A 23,524-nucleotide genomic window follows, 5' to 3' on the forward strand; every position below is an offset into this window, starting at 1 on the left:
TGGTCACCCGCCGGTCATGACGTCGTCAGCGGTGCGCACACGGAGCTGCATCGCCCGCTCCCCTCACTCATGGGCCACGACGGCCACCGGGGCCGCCGCGTGGTGCAGGACCGCGTGGGTGACCGGTCCCAGGTGTGCGCCGAGGGGGGACCGGCGCAGGTGGCGGCCCACGACGACGAGCCCGGCGCCCTGCGAAGCGCGGACGAGGTGGTCTCCTGCCGAGCCCATCGACACGCTGTGGCTGACATCCACGTCGGGGAACTTGTGGCGCCAGGGCAGCAACATGTCCTGGAGCATGTGCGTGACGCTCCTGCCGACGTCCCGCTCGTTGTCCGGGTCGAAGAAGGGGACGTACGCGTAGGCGGGCGGCATCTTCCAGCCGTGTACGGCCCGCAGAGCGCAGCGGCGCCGGGCGGCCTCCTCGAAGGCGAACGTGAGCACGCGGTCGCACGATGCGTGGATGTCGACCCCCACGACCACCTCGGAGCCGGTTGCGGTGCCCGGTCCGTCGGGGTCGTCGCCGACCCGGACCAGCACGACCGGCGTGTCCGTGGCGACCAGGGTGGACATCGCCACCGAGCCGACGACGAACCCGACCAGCCCGCCCAGGCCCCGCGATCCCAGGACCAGCAGTGCGGCATCGGAGGCCTCGGCCGCAAGGGCCGCTGCCGGACGCGCCGCCAGGCATCGGGTGGTGATCTCCAGCAGGGGATGGCGCCGGTGCAGTTCCCGTGTCGCGTCCGTAAGGGCCTGGTCGGCCCAGCGGTCCATGTCCTGGCGTCCCACGCCCGGGAACACCGGGTCCAGCGGCCAGTCGACGGCGTGCACGAGGCGTAGCGGCACCTGCCGCAGGACGGCCTCCCGTGCGGCCCAACGCGCGGCTGCCCGGCTCTCGGGAGAGCCGTCGACGCCGACGGTGATGTGATCGTTCATGGTGTGTACTTCCTGTTGAGGGAGGATCGCTTCACCACTGCGCGGCCTGGCGTGGTCGGTCGGCCCGGGCGGTCGGTGAGTCGTCCGTCCGCGCGGTGACACGGGATGCCACGGCGACGACCCCGTCGAGCTTTTCGACGAGGCTGACGAGTGCCGAGAGCTGGCTCCGGAGCTCGACGCGGCCTTCCAGGGTGACGATGCCGTCCACCACGTGGACTTCGACCCCACCGGTGGGCACGCCCAGCACACCGGTGAGGACCTCGTCGTCGACCCGTCCGCGTATCTCGGAGTCGGGGCGGACGAACAGGCGCAGCAGGTCCCTGCGGGTGACGATGCCGACCAGCCGGTCCTCCTCGTCCACGACGGGCAGCCGCTCGATGCCCCGACGGGTCATCAGCCGCGCGGCATCGGCGGCCGTGTCCTCGGCGCGGATGGTGATCGCCGGATCGGACATGACGCTTCCCGCTGTGAGCGGGTCGGCCGCAGTGCCGGCCTGCCCCGACGGATCGGGGGCCCGGGCCGTGCGGGCCAGGAGATCCGTCTGCGAGACAACGCCCACGACGCGGTCCTCGTCGTCCAGCACGGGGAGTCCGGAGATGTCGTACCGCGTCAGGAGCTTCGCGACGTCCTTGAAGGCCGTGTCCGCAGTGACGGAGACGGCGTTGCCGGTCATCAGCTCACCCACCGTGATGTGTTTCATCAGGCCCTCCATCTCCGCCGTGCCGCTCGGGCCCGTGCCGGTGTCGGTTGTCGTCCCACCCTTTCGCCGATGCCCGTGCGCGAGCGAGGGCCGAACGGGCCCCGTCCCGGGGCCGGGCGGTCCATGGCCACCGGGCAGAGCGGCGGCCTGCGGAAACGATGGGGACCTTTGGCCCCGATCCCGGTCCCGGGCGGCCCTCTCCCGGGCCTGTCGGGGATGCCAGCGTGAGATGTGTCCCTCATCGGCTTCTCGGTTGGGAGGAATCGTGGAAAGCGCCTTCCGTACCCCGGACACCAGCTCAGTGGTAGTTGGCGTCGACGGATCGAACTCGGCACGCACCGCCGCCCTGTGGGCGGCGGCGGAGGCCCAACGCCGCGACCGTCCCCTGCACATCGTCTACGGGGCCGACACGGACGGCCGAGCCCTGTACGTCGCGGCGGAAACCCTCGAAAGGGTGCGTGCCAACGGCCGCGAACTCCTCGACGAAACGGCGAAGGCCGTCACCGACGAGTACCCCGGTCTGCGTGTGAGTACGGAGCTCGGCCGGTCCGACGCCGTCAGCAGCCTGCACCGGGCCGGTGCCCTGCACGGCACCGTCGTGGTGGGCAACCGCGGCCTCGGGGGATTCGACTCGCTGATGCTCGGCTCGGTCGGCCTCGACGTCGCCGCCGCCGCCATGACCCCGGTCATCGTCGTCCGCGGCACCGAAGGCGCGGAGGAGACCGGTACCGTCCTCGCCGCCGTCCGCGACGAGCACGACCTCCTGTACGCCCGGTACGCCGCGTGCGAGGCGCAACTGCGCAAGGGATCACTCCGGCTCCTGCACGTCTGGAACATCCTTCAGTCCGTGGGCCTGGTGGTCAGCATGCTCGACGGTGTCGACGAGATCGCCGGGGCGCACGCGGAGACCCTGAGCGCCGTCACGGACGCGGTTCGTGAGGAGTTCCCCGACCTGGAGGTGCGGGCCGATGCCGAGAAGAGCGTCTCCGTGGCCGGTGTTCTGGTCGAGGCGTCCCGCCACGCCGACCTGCTCGTCATGGGCGGCCGGCGGGCCCCCGGAGCCCTCGGGATGACCCGCAGCCTGGGCCGGGCCACGCACAGCGTCCTGCACCACGCGCACTGCCCCGTACTGCTCATCCCCCGGACGGGCACCGACTTCGGGAGCCGGTCGTGACCGGCCACCGCGGCCACGACATCGTCGTCGGGATCGACCCGGACAGGGACTGGCACCTGCCCCTCGCCTGGGCCGCCGACGAGGGACACCGCCGACGGCTCCCGCTGCGCCTGGTACTCGCGGTACCGCCCCACCACGACACACACCACGTCGACGACACTCCCGGCCACCTCGCCCTGCGACAGGCGGGAGCCGACCGACTCGAGCAGGCGTGCAACTGGGTACGCGACCGGCATCCCGAGGCCGACGTCACGGGCAGCCTGCTGCACGGGTTCCCGGCCCCCGCCCTGGGCGCGGCGGCCGAAGGCGCCCGCCTGATCGTGCTGGGCTCCCGGCGCCTGAGCCGCACCGCGGAGTTCTTCAGCGCGGGCTCCACCGTGGTCCCCGTCAGCGCCCAGGCCCGGTGCCCGGTCGTCGTCGTGGGCGACGCGGAACACATCAGCCACCAGCCGCCGTACCTGGTCGTCGGCCTCGACGGCAGCGCATCGGCCACGGCCGCGCTGGCGTTCGCCTTCGACGAGGCCGACCTGCGCGGAGCGGCACTCCGAGTCGTCTGTGTGTGGCAACCGCCGCTCTTCATGCTGAACGACGAAGAAGTGGCCCTGCAGGCTCAGCGTGCCCTGCTGTCCGAGGCCACCGCAGGCCTGTCGGACAAGTACCCGGACGTACACGTCACCCACGAGATCATGACGGGCCACCCGGTCGAGGAACTGGCGAGGGCGGCCGAGCACGCCCTGGCCGTGGTGGTGGGCCGCCGGGGCCGCGGCGGGTACACCGGTATGCGCCTCGGGTCCGTCGTCCACGGTCTTCTGCATCGCGCGCACTGCCCGGTGATCACCGTACCGACCGAATGAAGCTGCCATGACCATCCGGACGACCGCCGCGCGTCCCGCCGGTTCCCCGGTGGGACAGGGGCTCAGCCAGGCCGAAGCGGAACTCCGCCTGTCCCGGTACGGCACCAACGAAGTGGCACCTCCACGGCCCACGCCGTTGTACCGACGGGTCCTGGCCCAACTGCGCGACCCGCTGATCATGGTGCTCCTCGGGGCCATGCTGCTGACCGTCGCGATCGGCGACCACCCGGACGCCATCGTCATCGGCCTGGTGGTCCTCTTCAACACGACCGTCGGAGTGGCACAGGAGGTCCGGGCCGACCGCGCGGTCGCCGCGCTCTCCGCCCTCTCCGCCCCGCACGCGAGGGTGCTGCGTGACGGCACCCCGCACGAGCTGTCGGCCAGACTGGTGGTGCCGGGCGACACCCTGCTGCTGGGGGAGGGGGACATCGTCGCCGCGGACGCCGACCTCACCGAGGCGTCCGCGCTCCTGGTGGACGAATCCATGCTCACGGGCGAATCCGAGCCCGTGGAGAAGACCGCCGACGGCACGGTCAGTGCCGGCACCGTCGTCGTGCGTGGCCGCGGGGCGGCCACCGCGACGGCCACCGGGTCGGCAAGTGCCCTCGGGCGGATCGCGGCCCTCCTCGACACGGGCCGGGACCTGACCCCGCTCCAGCGCCGCCTCGCCTCACTGGGCCGGATCCTGGCGGTCGTCACCATCGCCCTGTGCGTGCTGTTCTTCGCTCTGGGCCTGGTACGCGGCCTCCCGTTGAGCACGATGGCAGTGACCGCCATCAGCCTGGCCGTCGCCGCGGTGCCGGAGTCGCTCCCCGCGGTGGTCACCCTCGCCCTCGCGCTCGGAGCGCGCCGGATGGCGGCCCGCAACGCTCTGGTCCGCCGCCTGCCGGCCGTGGAAACCCTTGGCTCCGTGAGCGTCCTGGCCACCGACAAGACGGGCACCCTCACCGAAGGCCGCATGGTCGTCCAGCACCTGTGGACCCCCTCAGGCACCGTGGACGTGGCCGGCAGCGGCTACGAACCGCAGGGAACCCTCACCCGAGAGGGTCAGCCCCTGGCGGCAGACCGGCTCCGCCCGTCCCAGGAACTGCTGACGACGGCTGCCCTGTGCAATGACGCCGGCCTACGACCACCGGGAGGCGGCTCGGACACGTGGACGGCCGTGGGTGATCCGATGGAGGCCGCCCTGCTGGCGGCGGCCGCCAGAGCGGGCTGCCCGGACCAGGACGCGCTGCACCGTGCCTGTCCGCGGTTCGCGGAGGCTCCCTTCGACAGTCTCCGCAAGCGGATGACCACACTGCACCACCTGCCCGACGGCAACGTCCTCATCTGCCTCAAAGGCGCGCCGGAGGCGGTGCTGAGCGCCACGGTGCTCGACGCGCCGCAGGAACTCCTGGAAGAGGCGCGCCGCCAGGCCGCTCTCCTGGCCGCGCGGGGTTTCCGGGTGCTGGCCGTGGCCGGCGCCGAGCGGCTCGTGTGGGACCGTCCGGCTCACGAGGCCGAGCACGGCCTGGGCCTCCTGGGGCTCGTCGCGATCAGCGACCCTCCCAAGGCGTCGGCCGCCACGACCCTGGCGGCATGCCGCGCGGCGGGCATCACCCCTGTCCTGATCACCGGCGACCATCCGGCGACGGCCCACGCCATCGCCCTGCGTACCGGTCTCGTCGAGGACGGAGCCGCCGGTGAGGTCCTCACCGGGCCCGAACTCGCCGCCGCCTCGGACAGCGACCTGACGGCGGTCCGGGTCTTCGCGCGGACCGATCCGCAGCAGAAGCTGGACATCGTCCGCGCGTGGCGCGCCCGGGGTGCCGTGACGGCCATGACCGGGGACGGGGTCAACGACGGCCCTGCCCTCCATCAGGCGGACATCGGTGTGGCCATGGGCGCCCGCGGAACCGAGGTGGCCCGGCAGGCGGCGGACCTGGTGCTCACCGACGACGAGTTGTCCACCGTGGTCAAGGCCGTCGAGGAAGGGCGACGCGTCTACGACAACATCCGGCGCTTCCTCGTCTACGCCATGGCGGGCGGAGCCGCCGAGATCCTGGTGATGCTGGCGGGCCCGATGCTCGGCCTGGCCCTGCCGCTGCGGGCAGGGCAGATCCTGTGGATCAACCTCCTCACCCACGGGCTGACAGGCGTGGCCATGGGAGCCGAACCCGTCACTCCGCAGGCCATGCGACATCCGCCCCGTCCGCCCGGGCAGCACATCCTGGCCGCGGGCGTCTGGCAACGCCTCCTGGTGCTCGCCGCGGTCGTGACGACGTTGAGCCTCGCCGCCGGCGTCGCAGCGCGCAGCACGGACCTGCCGTGGCAGAGCGTGCTCTTCCTGGCCCTGCTCACGGCCCAGCTCGGCGTGGCCCTGGGCCTGCGGGCCCGCCTGGTCACCCGGGAGAACCTCTTCCTCCCGGTCTCCGTGGCGGTCTCGGCGCTCCTGGCCGTGGCCGCCCTGTACGTGCCCGCGCTCCGGTCCCTGCTGGACACCGAGCCCGTGGGCTGGTCCGGTACCGGGCTCGCCATCGCGGCCGGCCTCGGGGCGTTCATCGCAGCCCGGATCCTCCGGGGCGCGTTCCACAGAAAGGCATGATCATGAAGACGTACGTACCGGGAACCGGCGTGCACGCCGAGGTGGGCGACCAGATCGTCGTAGGCGGCCCCGCCGTCGGCACACCGGGCCGCGACGGTGAAGTGATCGCCCTCCACCACGAGGACGGCACTCCGCCCTACGACGTGCGCTGGTCCGACACCGGCCGCACCACTGTGTTCTTCCCGGGTCCGGACGCGCACGTCCGGCATCTGCACGAGGAGTCGGGCAGGCCCCGCCCCTCGGAGCAATAGCGGCCCGGCCGGAAGGGAAAACCGCGCCCTCCGGGATTAGCGTGGAGGTGACGGCCCTCCAACGAATCCGTCGGCCGGAGGTGGACATGAGCGCGGACGCCCGGCCTGCTCAGGGCGGTGTGCCCCGGCTGCGGCTGGACGAGCTCCTCGAAGAGCTCCAGGTGCGCATCGACGAGGTCCGGGGCACTCGGGACCGGCTGAACGGCCTGCTGGAGGCCGTCATGTCGGTGGGACGCGAGCTGGACCTGCCGCAGGTCCTCCACGGCATCGTCGAGGCCGCCGTCGTCCTGGTCGACGCCGAGTACGGGGCACTGGGCGTCATCGGCGACGACCGGAAGCTGGCCGAGTTCCTGCCTGTCGGCATCGAGGACGACCTCCGTGCCCGGATCGGCGACCTGCCCTCCGGCCACGGCATCCTCGGCGAGCTGATCAGGCACCCGGAGCCGCTGCGACTGTCCGAGCTGTCCGAGCACCCGGCCTCCTACGGCTTCCCGGCCCACCACCCCCCGATGCACTCCTTCCTCGGGGTCCCCATTCGCGTGCGCGAGGACGTCTTCGGCAATCTCTACCTCACCGAGAAGCGCGGCGGCCTCGACTTCGACGAGGAGGACGAGGCGGTCCTGTCCTCGCTCGCCGTCGCCGCCGGCATCGCCATCGAGAACGCCCGCCTCTTCGAGGAGGTCCGCGTACGCGAGCGCTGGCTGGCCGCCGGCTCGGACATCACCAGCGCCCTGCTCTCCGGCACCCCGCAGGACGAGGTCCTGGAGGGCATGCTGGAGCGCGCCCAGGACATCACCGGCGCCGACGTGGGCGTCTTCTATCTGATCGGACCATCGGGAGAGCTGCGCGGTTCCATGGCCTCGGGAGACGGGGCGGAAGCGCACCGGGGAATCGTCCTGCCCAGTCCGGCCGGAACCCTGGCCGAGGCCGCACTGGTGCGGGACGGGCTGATCACGGTCGCGGATGTCGAGAGCGACCGGCGCGTCACTGTCCAGCCGGAGAGGTGGACGGGCTTCGGCCCGGCCGTCGCCGTCACCGTCGGCACCAAGGAGAAACTCAGCGGGGTCCTCATCCTGGCGCGTCGCCGTGGCCGTCCCGCCTTCGCCACCGCAGAGGTCGCGGCCCTCCCCGGCTTCGCCGGCCAGGCCGCCCTGGCCCTCGAACTGGCCGAGCGACGCCGTGACGCCGAACAGATGAGCATGCTCGAAGACCATGACCGCATCGCCCGTGACCTGCACGACCTCGCCATCCAGCGGCTCTTCGCCACCGGCATGACCCTGCAGAGCGCGCAGCGGTTCGTCGACCACCCCGAGGCCTCCGAACGCCTCGCCCGAGCGGTCGACGACCTCGACGCCACCATCAAGATCATCCGCTCGACCATCTTCGGACTCCGTGACCACGACGCCTTCGGCAGATCACCCAAACTCCGGTCCCGCACCGTCCAGGCCGTGGAGGCGGCCTCAACGGCCCTTGGTTTCGCCCCGGCACTGCGCATGGAGGGACTCATCGACACCGACGTACCTCCCGAGGCGGCGGACGCGGTCCTGGCCGTGGTCGGAGAGGCTCTGACGAATGTCGCCCGTCATGCCCGGGCCACCCGCGCCGAGGCTTCGATCGCCGCAGCCGACGGTGTACTCACCGTCACCGTGACCGACAACGGCGTCGGCCTTCCCGAAGGCGGCCGACGCAGTGGGCTGCGGAACCTCGCCGAGCGCGCCGAGAGGCTCGGCGGCGGCATGAAGGTCAGCCCGGCGGCGCCCGGTGGAGCGGGAACCCGTCTTGAGTGGTGGGTGCCGCTGACCTCGCCGAGCGGCTTGACCGCCACGGGCGGCTGAGAGGCCCGCCCCGCGGGCCCGTGTGTCAGAGGAAACTGCCACTGCCATGGGGGGCGTACAGGTCGAGCAGGCGGATCCGAGCAGCCTGCAGCCGATGGGCGAGGACCTGCCCCACCCAGTGGCCGAGCGCCGAGCCGAACGCCGTATCGGCGTCCATCAGGGCGCGGACCCCCTGCGCGTCGAACTCGTAGGCGCGGACCGGTGTCATCGCCTCGGCGCCCAGGCGCCACGTGTAGGGCTTGAACAGCCACGAGCAGCCGACCAGCTCGCCGGCCCCGAGGGTCTCGATGACGGCGGCCCGCCGGCCAGGGACGTGGACGTCCAGGGTGACGGTTCCCGAGCGGACGATCCAGAACCGGTCCGCCCGGCCCCCCTCGCGGAAGAGGCGGGTCCCCTCGTCGAAGTTGACCTCGTGGGCATGCTCCATCAAGCGAGAACGGCAGTCGGCCGACAGCGCGGCATTGATGCGGATGGGAGAAGGCGTACTCATGAACGGCCTCCTGGCTTGGTTCCGCCTCCAGTCTTGGGGAGCGGGTCTGCCCGGGGCAGGGGTCCTATGGGCCACCGCAGGGGCCGAACGGCCCATGCCGCGAGCGCCGGGAACGGGGATCCTCGACAGCAGACGGCCTGAGCACGGCCGCCGTTCCCGCTGAACCCGGCAGGTGTGAGATGTACTGGAACGGCCACGGCATGGGCGCCTGGGGATGGTTCGCCATGTCCTTCACCCAGCTGATCATCTGGGCCCTGATCCTTGCGGCAGCCGTCCTGATGATCCGAACCTTCAGACACGAAACGGACAGCAGGGTGGCTCCGGACCGTGGGGCCGCACTGTCCGAGAGGGCCGAGAGCCTGTTGGCGGAACGATTCGCCATGGGGGAGATCGACGACGAGGAGTACCAGCGCCGGCTCGCGGCGCTGCGCAGCAACGCCCGAGGCCCAAAGGGGCGGTGAGATGTCCGCCGCGGGACCGCGCCCGCGGCTCGCTCGCTGAACGCAGGAGGTCCGACGATGGAGGACCGGCCGGTCCGCACCGCCCCGCTCGCTCCTGCCCGCCCTGCGCCGTGGAGGCGAGCGGAAGAACTCGGCACCCAGGAGGCGCTTCGACTGCTCGCGAGCGTCGGCCTGGGCCGCATCGTCTTCACCCGCGATGCCCTGCCCGCCGTGCGCCCCGTCAACCACCTCCTCGATCGTGGGGACGTCATCGTCCGCGTCCAGGACGGCTCGACACTGGCGGCCCTGCTCGCATCGCCGGACAGCCCGGATGTCGTCGTCGCCTACGAGGCCGACGCCATCGACCCCGACACGTGTCTGGGCTGGAGCGTGGTGGCCACCGGCTACGCCAGCGCCGTCACCGATCCGACCGAGCTGAACCGCTACGCACAGCTCCTGAAGCCCTGGGCCGACGCGCCGTCATCGGGTGCCGTTCGGATCAGACCGGGCGTGATCACCGGCTTCAGGCTTCGGGCCGGTGATCCATAGTGTGTCCCTCGCGTGCTCGCCGTCCGAGCGGAACTCCACACGGCACGATGGTGCGGCAGATGTCACCAGTGACTCCGGAGGTGTTGTGTCGAGCCGCAGCCGCATCACCTTGGTGCCGTCGGCCTTCCGTGGGTACCGGAAGGCCTGGCTCAACCGCGACGTGCTTGCCGGTGCCACCGTCGCCGCCTACCTCGTGCCCCAGGTCATGGCCTACGCAGGTGTCGCCGGCCTTCCCCCGGTCGCGGGCCTGTGGGCCGCCCTGCCCGGCCTGGTCCTCTACGCAGTCATCGGTTCCTCCCGGCTGCTGTCCGTCGGACCGGAGTCGACCACCGCACTGATGACCGCAGTTGCCGTCGGCCCCCTGGCCGCTGGTGACCCCTCGCGGTACGCGGCACTCGCAGCCGCCCTGGCCCTGACCGTGGGTCTGCTCTGTCTGGTCGCGTGGGCCGTCCGGCTCGGTTTCCTCGCCGACCTTCTGTCCAGACCCGTGCTCGTCGGGTACCTGGGCGGAGTCGCCTTCATCATGATCGTGGATCAGCTGCCGCGGCTCGTCGGAACCACCGGTGGCGGTGAGGGCTTCTTCCCCCAGCTACTCGTGTTTCTGGGTCAACTGCCGGAGACTCAGCTGCCCACGGCGTTTCTGGCCGCCGGCTGCCTCGCCCTGTTGTTCACCCTGCCCCTCCTGTGGCGGCCGCTGCCCACCCCCCTGATCGTCCTCGTGCTGGCCACGGCAGCGGTGGCCGTGTTCGACCTCGACAGCCGCTATGGGATCGAGGTCATCGGTGCCGTTCCCACCGGGCTGCCCGGGTTCGCGCTGCCCGCACCGTCGGACTTCGCCCACTTGGTCCTCCCTGCGGTGGGCGTGCTGCTCGTCGGATACTCCGACGTCATCCTGACCGCACGGGCCTTCGCCCGCCGGGACGACCCCCGGCCGCTGGACGCCAACCGCGAACTGCTGGGCCTCGGTACGGCCAACCTGGGCGCCGGTCTCCTGCAGGGTTTCCCCGTGAGCAGCAGTGCCAGCCGTACGGCGCTCGCCGATTCGGCGGGTGGCCGTACCCAGGGGTACTCCCTGGTCGCGGCTGGCTGCGTGGTCGCCGTCCTGCTGTTTCTCGGCCCGCTGCTCGCCGATACTCCGGCCGCGGTCCTCGGCTCGATCGTCGTCTACGCCGCCGTGCGCCTGGTGGAGCTGGGCGAGTTCCGCCGACTCGCGGCCTTCCGCCGGCGTGAGCTCCTCCTCGCCCTGGGCTGCACGCTCGGCGTGCTGACCCTCGGCATCCTGTACGGCGTCGTCGTCGCGGTGGCGCTCTCCGTCATCGAACTGCTCGCCAGGGTCGCCCGCCCGCACGACGCGGTCCTCGGCACGGTGGCAGGCCTGGCCGGTATGCACGATGTCGACGACTACCCGGAGGCGCGAACCATCCCCGGTCTCCTCGTCTACCGCTACGACTCACCCCTCTTCTTCGCCAACGCGGAGGACTTCCGCCGTCGGGCACTGGCCGCGGTCGAAAGCCAGGACGAGCCGGTCCACTGGTTCGTCCTGAACACCGAGGCCAACGTCGAGGTCGACATCACCGCCCTGGATGCCGTCGAAGCCCTGCGCGCGGAGCTCGTCCAACGGGGCATCGTGTTCGCCCTGGCCCGCGTCAAGCAGGATCTGCGTGTCCCCCTCGACGCCTACGGGCTGACGGCTTCGGTTGGTCGGGAGAGGATCTATCCCACCCTCCCCACAGCCGTCACCGCCTATCGCGCCTGGCAACACGCCTCGGGACATGATCCCGGGCGATGACGGTACCGGCGTTCCGGGTCAGCCGAAGAGATCGCGCACGCGTAGGGTCCGGATCCGCCGTGTTCGGGGTTGTGGAGGAGTGTCCTGTGCCGTGCGCCGCCGACGACGGCCGCTGTGGGGGAGTCGAGCGCCCGGTCCGGCTTCCCGGGTCTTGAGCGCCGGCCGGGATGGGGGAGGAGCTGCCGGTTCCCGTTTCATCGGCGTGCTGCCTTCCGGCAGGTCCAGGGTCGTTCTCCCATGCGATCAGGGTCAGCGAGAAGCCATCGGCCCGGGGAGGGCAGGGTGGGCCACTCAGGCGGCCCGTGCGGCCCAGGCTCACGCGGTGCACACGTGTGTCGGATCCGTTCGGGTCGAGGGTTGGGACCGACCGGCCCAAGCGGGACGGCCTGCCGCTGGGGCAGTCTGGCAAGGAGTACCGGCGAGCCCGAGCCCGAGCCGGTGCCCGGGACACAGGACGCTGCAGAGGCCGGGAGCCTGAGGAGCGATGACGTCATGAGCACCATGGGTGGAGAGGGGGCAGCCCGTTCGCCCCACGAGTCCGGCGACCGGAGCGGGGGCCGCAGGACCGACCTGGGCCGTCGGCTCGCGGCCCGCCGTGCGGCGGCCGGACTGAGTCGCGCGGAACTGGGTGGGCGCTGCGGCGCCGACGCGCACTACATCGCCTCCTTGGAGGAGCAGGCCGCCCTCCCGGCGATCGGTACCCTCGTCCGCCTGGCCGATGAGCTCGGAACCACCGTCGAAGACCTGGTCGGCCAGGGCAGCGGGAGCAGTTCCCAGCCGTCAGCCGAAAGGCCGGACGCCCAGCTCGTCATTCTCGACGAAGGCGAGTGCCGAAGACTGCTCGGTATCAGGGGCATCGGACGAGTTGCCGTCTTCACCCCCGACGGCCCGGCCGTCCACCCCGTCAACTACCTCGTCGTCGACACGGGCATCGCATTCAGCACGGCAGCCGACACGGTGCTGGCACGCGCTGTGGGAACCGAGGCCGCCTTCGAGACCGAGAGGATCGACGATGTGGCGGCGACGGGATGGAGCGTCCTGGCCGTCGGCCGACTCGACGCGGTGTCCGATGCGGGCGCGCTCGAACGTCGCGCCGCGGCAGCGCACTTCGCACCGTGGGCAGGCGGGGACCGCACGCACTGGATGAAGATCACCCCTGTCAGGATCACCGGGCGCCGGGTGGCGGCCCGCTGAGCGGGCCCGAAGCCGTAGCCATGAACGAGCCGACCGGCCGACGGGGTCCCGCAGCAGTCAATGGCGATCACTCGCAGGGTGTTCTCGCTCGCGCAGGCCCCGTCGGGGGCCGAACGGCCCTGGCGCTGCCCCGACAGGCCCAAGCGGATCGGCCGGCGGCAGAACCAAAGTGGAGACAGAACCCGCACGAAGGGCGCCGGGTGACACGGCGCCGGAGATCCAGGAGCACCCCATGTCAGGCACACAGATGGAGCGGAGGCGCAGCCTCTTCCCCGACCTCACGGACTGGTTCGGAGCCGACTTCCCGCGATTCCCGACGTGGCGGCCGGCCCTCGACGTGCACCCCATCCCGATCGAAGTGACCAGCAGAGACGGAGTCTTCACGCTCCGCGCCGAGATGCCCGGAGTGGACCCCGAGCAGGACATCGAGATCACCGTCGACGGTGACACGCTCACCGTGAGCGCCGAGCACTCCGAGAGCAAGGAGGACAAGGACCACTCCGAATTCCGCTACGGCTCCTTCAGCCGCAGCGTCCGCCTGCCCGGCACGATCCCCGCCGAAGGGGTCGAAGCCGGGTACGAGGACGGCATCCTCACCGTACGTGTACCGATGCAGACCGAGCCGCCGGCCGGGCGCCGCAGCATCCCCGTGAAGCGCTCCCAGGCCGCCCCGGAGACGAGCGAGCGGTCATGACTGCCAAACGGGTGCTGGTCGCCTACGGGAGCAAGCACGGCGCGACCGCCGGGATCGCCGCGGAGATCGGCCGGACCCTCCGAGAGGACGGCCTGGACGCCGTCGTCCTGCCCGCCGACGACGTCGATGACGTGCGCGGCTTCGACGCCGTCGTCCTCGGCGGTTCCCTGTACGCCGGCCGCTGGAGCGGCAAGGCCATGCACTGCGCGGAACGCAACGAGCACTACCTCAGGCACCGTCCGGTCTGGCTGTTCAGCAGCGGCCCGGTCGACAGCTCCGCCGAGCAGCACGAGATCCCACCGGTACCTGCCGTGGCACGTCAGATGGAACGGCTGGGTGCCCGCGAGCACATCACCTTCGGAGGCAGTATCACCACGAGCACACCGGGACTCATCGCCAAGGCGGTCGTCCACCACGGCAAGGGTGGCGACTTCCGGAACCCGGAGAGGATCCAGACCTGGGCCCACCACATCAGCAGCGAACTCGCCGCGGCCGCCTGAACGGCCACCATGACGAGCCGGCCCGCCGAGAGGCGGGCCGGCTCGTCGGAGTTGCCGGGTCGGCGTAGAAGGCCGCCGGACCCAAGGGGGCGGCGGCGGGAGGGGCGGCGGCGGGTCCACCGTGACCGACACGTCCGAGGAACGCGAGGGCTGTCCGGGGCCGGGAGGGGACCGTTCGGCCCTGGCGGGCAGCGCCGGGCCGTGGTGTGCTGAAGGTGACGGAAGGAGTCCTGTGAGGATGCGGAGAAGCGGCTGACGGCCGTGCACCGCACGATCAGGATCCGCGAGAAGCGGGCGGGCTCCTTCCGTCCGTTCGTGCGTGCGGGCCCATTTCGTCCGGAGGGCCCGGGGGCTCCTCCAGGACGCTCCACGCGACCGGCCCCAGCAGGTCCGCCACCCTGCGGAAGACGTCCATCAGCAGGTCGTCCACGGTCAGCATGCCCACGACTCGCTGCCCGTCCACAACGGGCAGGCGTCGGACGCCGCTGTTGCGGAACTTCCGGTACGCCGCGTGGATGTCCTCGGCGGCATCGACGGTCACAGCCGGACTGGTCATGACCTGGCCCACCGGATCATCACGGTCGAGCCCGCCGGCCACGGCCCGCACCGTGACGTCACGGTCGGTGACGATGCCGCGAAGGGCTCCGCCCTCCGTCACGACCAGGCAACCGACGCCGTGGAGATCCATGCGGCGGGCCGCCTCCCCGATCGTCGTCGTGGCGTCGACGGACACGGCGGGCGCGGACATGGATGCGGACACGTTCATTACCCGACTCCTTCCCACGGGATCCACTGGGTTGACCGTAGGCCCGTGCGGCTCAGGGACGTGCGCCGGTGTCGTCCGTCTCCCACGCGAGCCGCTCCGTGACGCCGACCACCCCGTCGACGGTCCGGCACAGCCGCTCGACGGCGGGGACGATGCTCCGGAAACGCACCCTGCCGTGCAGCGTCACCTTGCCGTCGACCACCTCGACGTCGACGGCGGCCGGATCCAGGTGCAAGGTCCGGTCCAGTACGTCACCGGTGATCTCGTGGCGGATGGCGTCGTCGTCGCGCAGGAAGATCCGCAGCAGGTCGCCGCGGGTGACGATACCCACGAGGACATCGGCATCGTCGACGACCAGCAGCCGTTTGACCCGCTGGCTCTCCATGAGCCGCGCCGCCTCCGCCACCGTCCAGTCCGGGCGGGCGCACACCGCCGGGGCCGACATCAGCTCCTCCGCCTTCATACCGGCCGCTTTCTCCCTCTCCCAGGATTCGGGACGCGGCAGTGAGCGGAACCAGTCCCCCTGGTCTGCGGGCTTCGGCAGCAGATCCCCCTCGGAGATCACCCCGAGCGGGCGGCCGGTGGCATCGGTGACCGCCACCGCGGACACGTCGTGCTCTTCGAGGGTACGGATGATGTCCTTGAACGTGGCGTGTCCGGGGACCGTGACGACGTCGCGCGTCATCAACTCACCCACTTCTCTGTGCCTCACCGCGATCTCCTTCCGTCGTTGTCGCATCAGTGCGTTGGCGTCAGGCCGCCACGCGGGAGTGGAGCAGGGACGTGACGTCCACGACCCCGGGCACCGAACGGGCGACGCGCACCAGTACGTCCGCCAGAGCCGCATCGGCCACCTCGCCCTCCAGCCGTACGACCCCGTGGTCGACGTGGACGTGCACGATCGCGGTACCGGAGGGAATCAGTCGTGCCGTGAGCATGTCCCGCAGTTCCTCCGCGATGTCGGCGTCGGGCCGGAGGTAGATCTTCAGCAGGTCGCCGCGGCTGACGACGCCGACGAGCCTGCCTTCGCGGTCAACCACCGGCAGCCGCTTGAAATGGCCCTTCGCCATCAGGCGGGCGGCGCCGGCGATCGTGGCGTCCTTGGGTACGGTCACCGGTGGAACGGTCATCATCTGCCCGGCGGTCACGGTGTGGGACGTGTCGGTCCCCTCCACCTTGATCAGCAGGTCGGCTTCGGAGACCACGCCGACGACCCGGCCCTCGGCCGACAGCACGGGCAGGGAGCTGAAGCCCCATCGCCGCATGGTCTCGACGATGTCGTGGACCGGTGCTCCGCTGTCGACCGAGATGACGGCGTGGGTCATGACGTCGTTCACGGTGCGCAAGTGCTTCATGGTTCCTCCAGCCGCTGGATTCGGGGCCCCTATCAGCCTGACTTCACAGGTGAACGGTGGGTAGGGCCGACTGGGCCACGGGCGGGGCTGACCGGACCAGCCCCTTATGAAGAAGCCCCCTGCGTGCCGCCGGTGCGGGCCGTCACGTAGCCGGCGCAGCCGTTGAGGGTGGTGAACGAGGCGTAGTCCTGTTCCGGCAGGTCGAGCCCGGTCCGGCCGCTGAGCAGCTCGATGAAGCTGAGGAAGTCCAGAGAGTCCATCTCCAGACGCTCCCGGAAGGGCTCGTCGGGCGACACGGCCGTGAGGTCGGCGCCGGGGACGGCCTCCTCGATCGCGGCCTTGACCGTCGCGAGGGCTTCGTCGTGGGTCACAGGTCCTCCGGATGCTGGAGCAGGCGGTCGAGCGCGGTGAGGAAGCGGGCGCCGGTCGCGCCGTCGGTGGCCCGGTGGTCGGCGGACAGGGTGGCGGTGACGGCCGGGTGGACGGCGAGCATGCCGTCCACCGCCACAGGCCGGTCGGTCACCCTTCCGAGGCCGATCATCGCCACCTGGGGCGGATAGATCACGCCGAGGACCGACTCGACTCCCTGATCGCCGAGGTTGGTCACCGTGACGGTCGGGTCTGCCGTCTCCGAGGCGCGGAGTCTGCCGTGCCTGGCCCGGAGGACGAGGTCTTTCATGGTCGCCATGACGTCGCCCAGCGGCATGCGGTCCGCGTCGGCGAGGGCGGGTGCGACCAGCCCGCCTCCGCGCAGCGCGACGGCCGTACCGAGGCGGACTCCGGTCGCGGGCACGAAGTGGTCCTCCTTCCAGTGGCCGTTCAGCTCGGGCACCTCCCGTGCGGCCAGCGCGACCGCCTTCAGCAGAAGTGCGGCCGGCACGAGGCGTTCCGCGACGGGGAGCGTGCTGTTCTGCCGGTGCATCCATTCCACGGCCGCGGCGAGGTCGATGGTCGTCGCGAGGTAGTAGTGCGGGATCTCCCGCTTCGCGCGGGACATGAGCCGGGCAATGGCAAGCCGATCACCGGCAGAGGGCGCAGCCGCGGTCGCGGTCGCGGTGTTTGCGGGAGGCGGTTCGGCCGGTGCGGCTCGCCGGCCAACGGCGGTGTGGGTGCGCTCCTTGCTGCCGGCTTCGGCTCCGGTCGCGGCGCGGACGTCGTCGGCTTTGATCGCGCCTCGGCTGCCGGTGCCCTTGACGGTGGCGAGATCGACGCCCAGGGAATCGGCGAGGCGTCGCGCGAGAGGCGACGCGGCGATGCGCGCCGACGCAGGACGGGCGGCCCGGGCCACGTCCGCACGCCTGATCCGGCCGCCCGCGCCGGTACCGTGGACGGCATCGAGGTCCACGCCCTCCTCGGCAGCCTGGTGTCGGACGAGGGGAGTGGCCGACGTGGTTTCGACGGGGACCGGGACGGGCGGGACGGAAGGCGGCCCCGGAGCCGCGGGGGTGATGACGGCCAGGGGTGTGCCGACCGCGACGGTCGTACCGGGCTCCACCAGGAACTCGGTGACCGTTCCGGACTCGAAGCATTCCACCTCGATCGTCGACTTGGACGTCTCCACCACGGCGACGACGTCGCCCCGCGCCACCTCGGCCCCCTGAGTGACCAGCCACTCGACGAGGGTGCCCTCGTCCATGTCGGCCCCGAGGGACGGCATGGTGAACTCGCCCACGTCAGGCCACCGCCTTCCGGGCCGCCGCCACGACGGAGGCGGGCTGCGGCAGAGCGGCTTCCTCGAGCTGCCGCGCGTAGGGCATCGGCACCTCCTGACTGCACACGCGCAGGACCGGGGCGTCGAGCTCGTAGAACGACTGCTCCGTGATGCGGGCCATGATCTCCGCGGAGATGCTGCCGCTGCGCCATCCCTCGTCCACGATCACGGCCCGGTGGGTGCGGCCGACCGACTCCAGGACCGTCGCGTCGTCCAGGGGGCGCAGGGACCGCAGGTCCACCACCTCGGCGCTGATACCCTCCTCCGCCAGTGTTCCGGCGGCGTCCAGGGCCTTGGGCAGCGACCCGCCGTAGGTGATCACGGAGACGTCCGTGCCGGGGCGGCGCACCGACGCGGAGTCCAGTCCGACGGAATCGATCGTGCCGTCCGGCACACCCTCCGCGTTGTAGAGGCTCCCGTGTTCGAAGAGCACGACGGGATCGGGGTCGTCGAGGGCCGCTGCCAGCATGTGCCGTGCGTCGTCCACGGTCGCGGGGGCGAGCACCCGGATGCCCGGGATGTGCGCGTACCAGCCCTCCAGGCTGTGCGAGTGCTGGGCGGCGAGCTGGCGCCCCGCCCCGGTCGTCATCCGGATCACGATCGGCACGTTCAGCTGCCCGCCGGACATGTGCAGCAAAGTGGCCGCGTTGTTCATGATCTGGTCGAGGGCCAGCAGGCTGAAGTTGACGGTCATGATCTCAACGATCGGACGCATACCGCCCAGCGCGGCGCCGATGCCGGCCCCGACGAAGGCGGACTCCGACAGCGGCGTGTCACGGACCCGGTCGGGCCCGAACTCCTCCAGCAGGCCGAGACTCACCCCGAAGCAGCCACCGTAACGGCCCACGTCCTCACCCATGAGGAAGACCCGGTCGTCCTCGCGAAGCGCCTCGCGCAACCCCTCCCGCAAGGCCTCCCGATAGGTGGTGCGAGCGGCTTCGGCCTTCCCGGCCGACGGACGGGCGTTCATCTCGTGCTCCTGGGCGTGCTCGTCACGAACCGCAGCAGGTCCGCGACCGGTTCGTACGGCGCGGCCTCGGCCGTGCGCACGGACTCATCGATCTCGGCCGTCACGTCCTCCTCCAGCTGCTTCCTCACCAGGTCGTCCAGGCCGCCGTCGGCACGCATCCGCTGCTCCAGGTCCGCCAGTGGGTCGCGTTCCTTCCATCGCGAGATTTCGTCCTTGCTCCGGTAGCGGTCCGGGTCGTACATGGAGTGCGCCCGGAAGCGGTACGTCCGCGCCTCCAGGAAATGCGGTCCGCCACCCGAACGCACGGAATCGGCCGCCCGTCGTGCCGCCGCCTCGACGGCCGTCACGTCCATGCCGTCGACCGTCCAGGCAGGCATACCGTACGACGCGGCCCGCATCGCGAGGTTCGTCTGCGCGTGTTCCCGCGCCAGACTGGTCCCCATGGCGTACAGGTTGTTCTCGCAGACCAGCAGCAGGGGCAGCTGCCACAGTGCGGCGAGGTTGGCCGTCTCGTGGAACTCGCCCTCCGCGTAGGCCCCGTCCCCGAAGAAGCAGCACGTCACCCGTTCGGTGCCGCGCATGCGGTCGGCCAGGGCCAGCCCGGCGGCCAGCGGCAGCCCGCCGGCCACGATGGCGTTCCCTCCGTAGAACCGCCGTCCCGCGTCGAACAGGTGCATGGACCCGCCGCGGCCGCGGCTGCATCCGGTGGCCTTGCCGAACATCTCGGCCATCACGGCATCGGCCGGCACGCCTCGGGCGAGCGCGTGGCCGTGCTCGCGGTACGTGGAGACGACGGCGTCCTCGTCGCGCAGAGCCTGGCCGACGCCCACGGCGACCGCTTCCTCCCCGATGTACAGGTGGACGAAGCCGCGGATCTTCGCCGCGCTGTAGAGCTCGACGCAGCGTTCCTCGAACCGGCGGATCAGCAGCATCTGCCGCAGCGTCTCCAGCCGATGGTCATGGCCGGGCCGGGGCTCGCCGGCCTGTGGTTCCGGCGGTCGGCGACGCCCGCCCGCCCGCTTGGGGCCGGGGGCCCGCTTGGTCGTGCTCATGGTCGCGCCTCTCCTCACGTGCCTTCAGGCAGGGCCTTCCAGGGTTGACAGATCGCCCTCGGGCAAGCCGAGCTCACGGGCTCGCAGGAGCCGGCGCATGACTTTGCCGCTTCGGGTTCTCGGGAGGTTCTGGTCGAACTCGATCTCACGCGGTGCCACGGCCGGACCGAGCCGCTGCCGGGCGAACGCCAGCAGTTCGCGCTTCAGCGCGTCCTGCGGCCGGAATCCGGGGCGCAGCGAGACGAAGGCCTTCACCACGGCCCCCACGACCGGGTCCGGGCGGCCGATCACGCCCGCCTCCGCCACGGCCGGATGCTCCATCAGTGCGCTTTCGACCTCGAACGGCCCGATGAGGTGCCCGGCGGACTTGATCACGTCATCGGCCCGGCCGACGAACCAGAACCATCCGCCCGCGTCGCGTTTCGCCAGATCACCGGTGAGGTACCAGCCGTCGGCGAAGCAGGCGTCGTACCGCGCCTGTTCGTTGAGGTAGCCGCGGAACATCGAGGGCCAGCCCGGCCGGAGCGCCAGCTCACCCTCCACGCCGGGACGGGTGACCTGCCGTACGTGCCCGTCGGTCACAGCGGCCCGTCCGTCCGGCCCCCGTTCCAGGATCGCTGCCTCCACGCCGGGCAGCGGGCGTCCCATGGACCCGGGACGGATGTCGCCGGAGGCGTAGTTCGCGATCATGATGGCGCCGGTTTCCGTCTGCCACCAGTTGTCGTGCACGGGAAGACCCAGCACCTCCTGTCCCCACACCACTGCTTCGGGATTCAGCGGCTCGCCGACACTGGCGACGAAGCGGAGCGAGGACAGGTCGTACGGTCCCGGAAGGCCGTGGCCGCCCCGGGGCGTGGCCCGCATCAGCATGCGGATCGCCGTGGGCGCCGTGTACCAGATCGCGACGTTCTGGGAGTCGAGGATCCGGTACCAGCGGTGCACGTCGAAGTCGCCCTCGTCGACCACCAGGGTGGCACCGTGGGTGAGGGGGGCGATGATCCCGTAGGAGGTGCCCGTCACCCACCCGGGATCGGCCGTGCACCAGTACACGTCCTGAGGGCCCAGATCCAGCGCGAAGGCCGCTGTGGCGTGGTGCGCCACCACCGCCTCGTGCACGTGGACCGCGCCCTTGGGGGTGCCGGTCGTGCCGCTGGTGAAGTGGAGGAGGGCCATGTCCTCGGGGTCGGTCGGCGGTACGGCGAACACCGGCGAGGCCTGCGCCATGAGGTGGTCGAGCACGGCAGTACCCGGTGGCGGGTCGGCGACGGGGCCGACCAGCAGCACGTGAGCCAACCCCGGCAGCTGGTGGCGGATTCCGGCGACCTTGCGCCGGTAGAGGGCCTCGGTGGTGACCAGGATCCGGGCGTCGCCCAGGGTGAGCCGCTGTCGTACCGGCTCAGGGCCGAACGCCGAGAACAGCGGGCACAGGACCCGTCGTGAACGCAGCGTGCCGAGCACCGCCGTGTACAGCTCGCGGCGCCGGCCCAGCAGCGTGAAGACCCGGTCCTGCGGCGCCGATCCCAAGCCGTCGAGGACGTTCGCGAACCGGGAGGAGTCTGCGGCGAGCTTCGCGTAGCTCACGCTGGTCACGGAATCGTCGGCGGCCACGCACCGCAGGGCCTCCCAGCCGCCGTGTCCCGCCTCGACGTGCCGGTCGACCGCCTCGAAGCCCATGTTCAGGCCGCTGCCGTCCGGCAGGCCGCTCAGCCATGACCGGGCTTCGCCCCAGGTGAACGTCGCGCGGGTCCGCTCGTAGTCCGAGAGCCTCCAGGTGTCGTGCGGGTGGTGCTCTTTGGTGATGACGGGGTAGGTCATGACGGCTCCTCGTCCACCGCGAGGACTGCTGGTGGTGCCAAACCACCATCCGCCGGATGCGAAGTGCAGGGGGAGGGCCGAACGGGCCCGGGCGGGGACCGCTCGGGCCACCTGGGCGCCGGCTCGTGCCCGAGCGGTGCGGCACCGCGCGGCCGGTCAGTGCTTGGGCGATGCGGTCTCGCCGTCGTGCCCCTGCTCGTGGACCTGTGCGGCGATCACCGCTGCTTGCACGCGGCGTTCGACTCCCAGCTTTCCCAGGAGCCGGGAGATGTGGTTCTTGACGGTCTTCTCGGAGAGGTAGAGCCGCTTGGCGATCTGGCGGTTGGTGAGGCCGTCCCCGATGAGTGCCAGGACTGCCCGCTCCCGTTCGGAGAGCATGGCCAGCCGGGTGTCCTCGGCTTCCCGGGCGGGCTCCGGGTCGCGCAGGGAGTGCATCAGGCGGGCGGTGGTGGCCGGGTCGAGCATGGACTGGCCGGTGGCGACGGTGCGCACCGCGGACACCAGGTCGGAGCCCTTGATCTGTTTGAGTACGTACCCGGCCGCTCCCGCCATGATCGCGTCCAGCAGGGCGTCCTCATCGTCGAACGACGTCAACATCAGGCACGCCAGGTCCGGCATTCGGGACCGCAGCTCCCGGCACACGGTGATGCCGTCGCTGTCAGGCAGACGTACGTCGAGGACCGCGACATCCGGGCGGAGCGCGGGCCCGCGTGCAAGTGCCTGCTCGGCGGTGCCCGCCTCGCCGACGACGGTGATGTCCGCCTCTGCTTCGAGGAGGTCCCGCAGTCCCCGCCGGACCACCTCGTGATCGTCGAGGAGGAAGACCTTGATCGGCACCTCGGAGGGGCCGCCTGGTACGTCGGACATGTTCGCCGCCTGATCCGGATCACGCTCGGCATGCTTCCATCCGAATTGTCTCAGTCGGGGGGCCGGACGCACACCCGACCGAACGCCGTCGAGGTCGCGGTTGTCCACGACGGAGGCGGTCGAGCATGCCTACGCGGCGGCTGAGACCGAGCCGTCGAGCTCCATCCGAACGTCCACGACCCCTTCGACGGCGCTGATGGCGCGCGCGAGCAGCGGTACCAGGGCACGGTCACGCAGTGGCCCTCGGAGGGTGACGACACCGTCCTGCACAGAGAATTCCAGGGTGGCGCCCGGCGCGAGCTCGCCCAGTACGGCCTGGCGGATCTCCTCCTCCAGTTCCTCGTCGGGGCGCAGGAAGACCTTGAGCAGGTCGCTGCGGCTCACGACACCCTCCAGCATGCCGACCCCGTTGACCACCGGCAGCCGCTTGACGTGCTTGTGGGCCATGATGCGCGCCGCTTCGGCGATCGTCGCGTCCGGATGGACCGTGACCGCCGGGCTCGTCATCAGCTCCTCGGCCAGTACACCGCCGGCCTTGGAGGCTTCCTCGATGTTGTCCGGCAGGAGGGGCTGCTCGCGGCGGAACTCCTCCTTCGGCAGGAGATCGGCCTCCGAGACGACTCCGACGACGCGGCCCTCGCCTTCCAGCACGGGGACGGCACTCACCTTCCATTCGTGCATCAGTTCGACTATTTCCTTGTATGACGCCTCGCGGCCTATTGCGATGGCCGTGTGCGTCATGACGTCACTGACGGTGTAGCGCGAGGCGGGCATGACCGACTCCTTCGACGTTGTCCGGGAAGACGTGCTCCTGCTGCCTGACCTTGCGGTCCGGTCGAACCCTTCCATTCGAGCACTCCCGCCTGCTCCGTCCCAGGGCCTGTGGGGTCATGGCCGAGGTCCGATCGGCCCATGGGACGGGACGCGAGCGTCACGCCAGGCAGAACGCGTTGGTGGATCCGTCAAAACCCACCGTGTGGCCCGCTCGGATGCCGGACACG

At 71.2% G+C, this 23,524-nt stretch carries 24 protein-coding genes; 11 read left to right on the plus strand and 13 right to left on the minus strand.

The window, feature by feature from the left end; all coding sequences use genetic code 11:
• Window positions 1–63 precede the first annotated feature (63 nt).
• Together ACIPXC_RS02920 and ACIPXC_RS02925 are read right to left on the minus strand one after the other, a co-directional pair.
• The gene (locus tag ACIPXC_RS02920) at window positions 64–933 is read right to left on the minus strand and encodes a universal stress protein (protein ID WP_401612853.1); all 870 of its coding nucleotides are present in this window, start codon (window positions 931–933) and stop codon (window positions 64–66) included.
• Between the two features lie 31 nt (window positions 934–964).
• Window positions 965–1,633: a CBS domain-containing protein gene (locus tag ACIPXC_RS02925; RefSeq protein ID WP_401612856.1), complete on the minus strand. Its 669-nt coding sequence runs from the start codon at window positions 1,631–1,633 to the stop codon at window positions 965–967.
• A 265-nt stretch (window positions 1,634–1,898) separates the two neighbouring features.
• Here ACIPXC_RS02925 and ACIPXC_RS02930 point away from each other — a divergent pair, with 265 nt between their 5' ends.
• From ACIPXC_RS02930 to ACIPXC_RS02950, 5 genes are all read left to right on the plus strand, one after another.
• Window positions 1,899–2,807 carry a universal stress protein gene (locus ACIPXC_RS02930; RefSeq protein ID WP_401612859.1) on the plus strand — a complete coding sequence of 303 codons (909 nt, stop codon included), beginning with the start codon at window positions 1,899–1,901 and terminating at the stop codon, window positions 2,805–2,807.
• On the plus strand, window positions 2,804–3,661 hold the full coding sequence (locus ACIPXC_RS02935) for a universal stress protein (RefSeq protein WP_401612862.1): 858 nt from the start codon (window positions 2,804–2,806) through the stop codon (window positions 3,659–3,661). The genes ACIPXC_RS02930 and ACIPXC_RS02935 overlap by 4 nt, the downstream gene beginning before the upstream one ends.
• Window positions 3,662–3,668: 7 nt before the next feature.
• Window positions 3,669–6,245: a cation-translocating P-type ATPase gene (locus ACIPXC_RS02940; RefSeq protein ID WP_401612865.1), complete on the plus strand. Its 2,577-nt coding sequence runs from the start codon at window positions 3,669–3,671 to the stop codon at window positions 6,243–6,245.
• On the plus strand, window positions 6,242–6,496 hold the full coding sequence (locus ACIPXC_RS02945) for a DUF1918 domain-containing protein (RefSeq protein ID WP_401612868.1): 255 nt from the start codon (window positions 6,242–6,244) through the stop codon (window positions 6,494–6,496). The genes ACIPXC_RS02940 and ACIPXC_RS02945 overlap by 4 nt, the downstream gene beginning before the upstream one ends.
• A gap of 86 nt (window positions 6,497–6,582) precedes the next feature.
• Window positions 6,583–8,331, plus strand: a complete 1,749-nt coding sequence (locus tag ACIPXC_RS02950; protein WP_401612871.1) for a GAF domain-containing protein — start codon at window positions 6,583–6,585, stop codon at window positions 8,329–8,331.
• Between the two features lie 25 nt (window positions 8,332–8,356).
• On the opposite strand, the gene ACIPXC_RS02955 is transcribed toward ACIPXC_RS02950, so the two are convergent.
• Window positions 8,357–8,821 carry a Crp/Fnr family transcriptional regulator gene (locus tag ACIPXC_RS02955; RefSeq protein WP_401612874.1) on the minus strand — a complete coding sequence of 155 codons (465 nt, stop codon included), beginning with the start codon at window positions 8,819–8,821 and terminating at the stop codon, window positions 8,357–8,359.
• Between the two features lie 179 nt (window positions 8,822–9,000).
• Between ACIPXC_RS02955 and ACIPXC_RS02960 the strand changes: the two genes are divergently transcribed.
• The 6 genes from ACIPXC_RS02960 to ACIPXC_RS02985 all read left to right on the plus strand — a co-directional run bounded on the left by ACIPXC_RS02960 (window position 9,001) and on the right by ACIPXC_RS02985 (window position 13,987).
• Window positions 9,001–9,282 carry an SHOCT domain-containing protein gene (locus tag ACIPXC_RS02960; RefSeq protein WP_401612877.1) on the plus strand — a complete coding sequence of 94 codons (282 nt, stop codon included), beginning with the start codon at window positions 9,001–9,003 and terminating at the stop codon, window positions 9,280–9,282.
• Between the two features lie 57 nt (window positions 9,283–9,339).
• The gene (locus ACIPXC_RS02965; RefSeq protein WP_401612880.1) at window positions 9,340–9,810 is read left to right on the plus strand and encodes a pyridoxamine 5'-phosphate oxidase family protein; all 471 of its coding nucleotides are present in this window, start codon (window positions 9,340–9,342) and stop codon (window positions 9,808–9,810) included.
• Window positions 9,811–9,895: 85 nt separating this feature from the next.
• A complete protein-coding gene (locus tag ACIPXC_RS02970) occupies window positions 9,896–11,599 on the plus strand; it encodes a SulP family inorganic anion transporter (RefSeq protein WP_401612883.1) in 1,704 nt (567 codons plus the stop codon).
• 492 nt (window positions 11,600–12,091) lie between these two features.
• Window positions 12,092–12,793, plus strand: coding sequence for a pyridoxamine 5'-phosphate oxidase family protein (locus ACIPXC_RS02975; RefSeq protein WP_401612885.1), 702 nt, complete (start codon window positions 12,092–12,094; stop codon window positions 12,791–12,793).
• A gap of 232 nt (window positions 12,794–13,025) precedes the next feature.
• Window positions 13,026–13,487 (plus strand): Hsp20/alpha crystallin family protein, encoded by a 462-nt coding sequence (locus tag ACIPXC_RS02980; protein ID WP_401612887.1) that lies wholly within the window; start codon window positions 13,026–13,028, stop codon window positions 13,485–13,487.
• Window positions 13,484–13,987, plus strand: a complete 504-nt coding sequence (locus tag ACIPXC_RS02985) for a flavodoxin domain-containing protein (RefSeq protein ID WP_401612890.1) — start codon at window positions 13,484–13,486, stop codon at window positions 13,985–13,987. Before ACIPXC_RS02980 ends, ACIPXC_RS02985 begins: the two co-directional genes overlap by 4 nt.
• Before the next feature lie 274 nt (window positions 13,988–14,261).
• On the opposite strand, the gene ACIPXC_RS02990 is transcribed toward ACIPXC_RS02985, so the two are convergent.
• The 10 genes from ACIPXC_RS02990 to ACIPXC_RS03035 all read right to left on the minus strand — a co-directional run bounded on the left by ACIPXC_RS02990 (window position 14,262) and on the right by ACIPXC_RS03035 (window position 23,297).
• Window positions 14,262–14,753, minus strand: a complete 492-nt coding sequence (locus ACIPXC_RS02990; RefSeq protein ID WP_401612893.1) for a CBS domain-containing protein — start codon at window positions 14,751–14,753, stop codon at window positions 14,262–14,264.
• Between the two features lie 52 nt (window positions 14,754–14,805).
• Window positions 14,806–15,465, minus strand: a complete 660-nt coding sequence (locus ACIPXC_RS02995; protein WP_401612895.1) for a CBS domain-containing protein — start codon at window positions 15,463–15,465, stop codon at window positions 14,806–14,808.
• Window positions 15,466–15,505: 40 nt separating this feature from the next.
• Window positions 15,506–16,108 carry a CBS domain-containing protein gene (locus tag ACIPXC_RS03000; RefSeq protein WP_401612898.1) on the minus strand — a complete coding sequence of 201 codons (603 nt, stop codon included), beginning with the start codon at window positions 16,106–16,108 and terminating at the stop codon, window positions 15,506–15,508.
• Window positions 16,109–16,212: 104 nt separating this feature from the next.
• A complete protein-coding gene (locus tag ACIPXC_RS03005; RefSeq protein ID WP_401612902.1) occupies window positions 16,213–16,479 on the minus strand; it encodes an acyl carrier protein in 267 nt (88 codons plus the stop codon).
• Window positions 16,476–17,780 carry a dihydrolipoamide acetyltransferase family protein gene (locus tag ACIPXC_RS03010; RefSeq protein WP_401612904.1) on the minus strand — a complete coding sequence of 435 codons (1,305 nt, stop codon included), beginning with the start codon at window positions 17,778–17,780 and terminating at the stop codon, window positions 16,476–16,478. Before ACIPXC_RS03010 ends, ACIPXC_RS03005 begins: the two co-directional genes overlap by 4 nt.
• 1 nt (window position 17,781) lies before the next feature.
• Window positions 17,782–18,789, minus strand: a complete 1,008-nt coding sequence (locus tag ACIPXC_RS03015; protein WP_401612906.1) for an alpha-ketoacid dehydrogenase subunit beta — start codon at window positions 18,787–18,789, stop codon at window positions 17,782–17,784.
• Entirely contained in the window at window positions 18,786–19,841 is a 1,056-nt protein-coding gene (pdhA, locus tag ACIPXC_RS03020; protein ID WP_401612908.1) for a pyruvate dehydrogenase (acetyl-transferring) E1 component subunit alpha, read from the minus strand. Before pdhA ends, ACIPXC_RS03015 begins: the two co-directional genes overlap by 4 nt.
• Window positions 19,842–19,865: 24 nt before the next feature.
• Window positions 19,866–21,656 carry an acetate--CoA ligase gene (acsA, locus tag ACIPXC_RS03025; RefSeq protein ID WP_401612910.1) on the minus strand — a complete coding sequence of 597 codons (1,791 nt, stop codon included), beginning with the start codon at window positions 21,654–21,656 and terminating at the stop codon, window positions 19,866–19,868.
• A 156-nt stretch (window positions 21,657–21,812) separates the two neighbouring features.
• Entirely contained in the window at window positions 21,813–22,523 is a 711-nt protein-coding gene (locus ACIPXC_RS03030; protein ID WP_401612912.1) for a response regulator, read from the minus strand.
• A 129-nt stretch (window positions 22,524–22,652) separates the two neighbouring features.
• Complete coding sequence (locus tag ACIPXC_RS03035) at window positions 22,653–23,297, minus strand: CBS domain-containing protein (protein WP_401612914.1); 645 nt, start codon at window positions 23,295–23,297, stop codon at window positions 22,653–22,655.
• Between the last annotated feature and the right edge of the window lie 227 nt (window positions 23,298–23,524).

Source organism: Streptomyces sp. NPDC090021 (genome assembly GCF_044748225.1).
GTDB lineage: Bacteria > Actinomycetota > Actinomycetes > Streptomycetales > Streptomycetaceae > Streptomyces.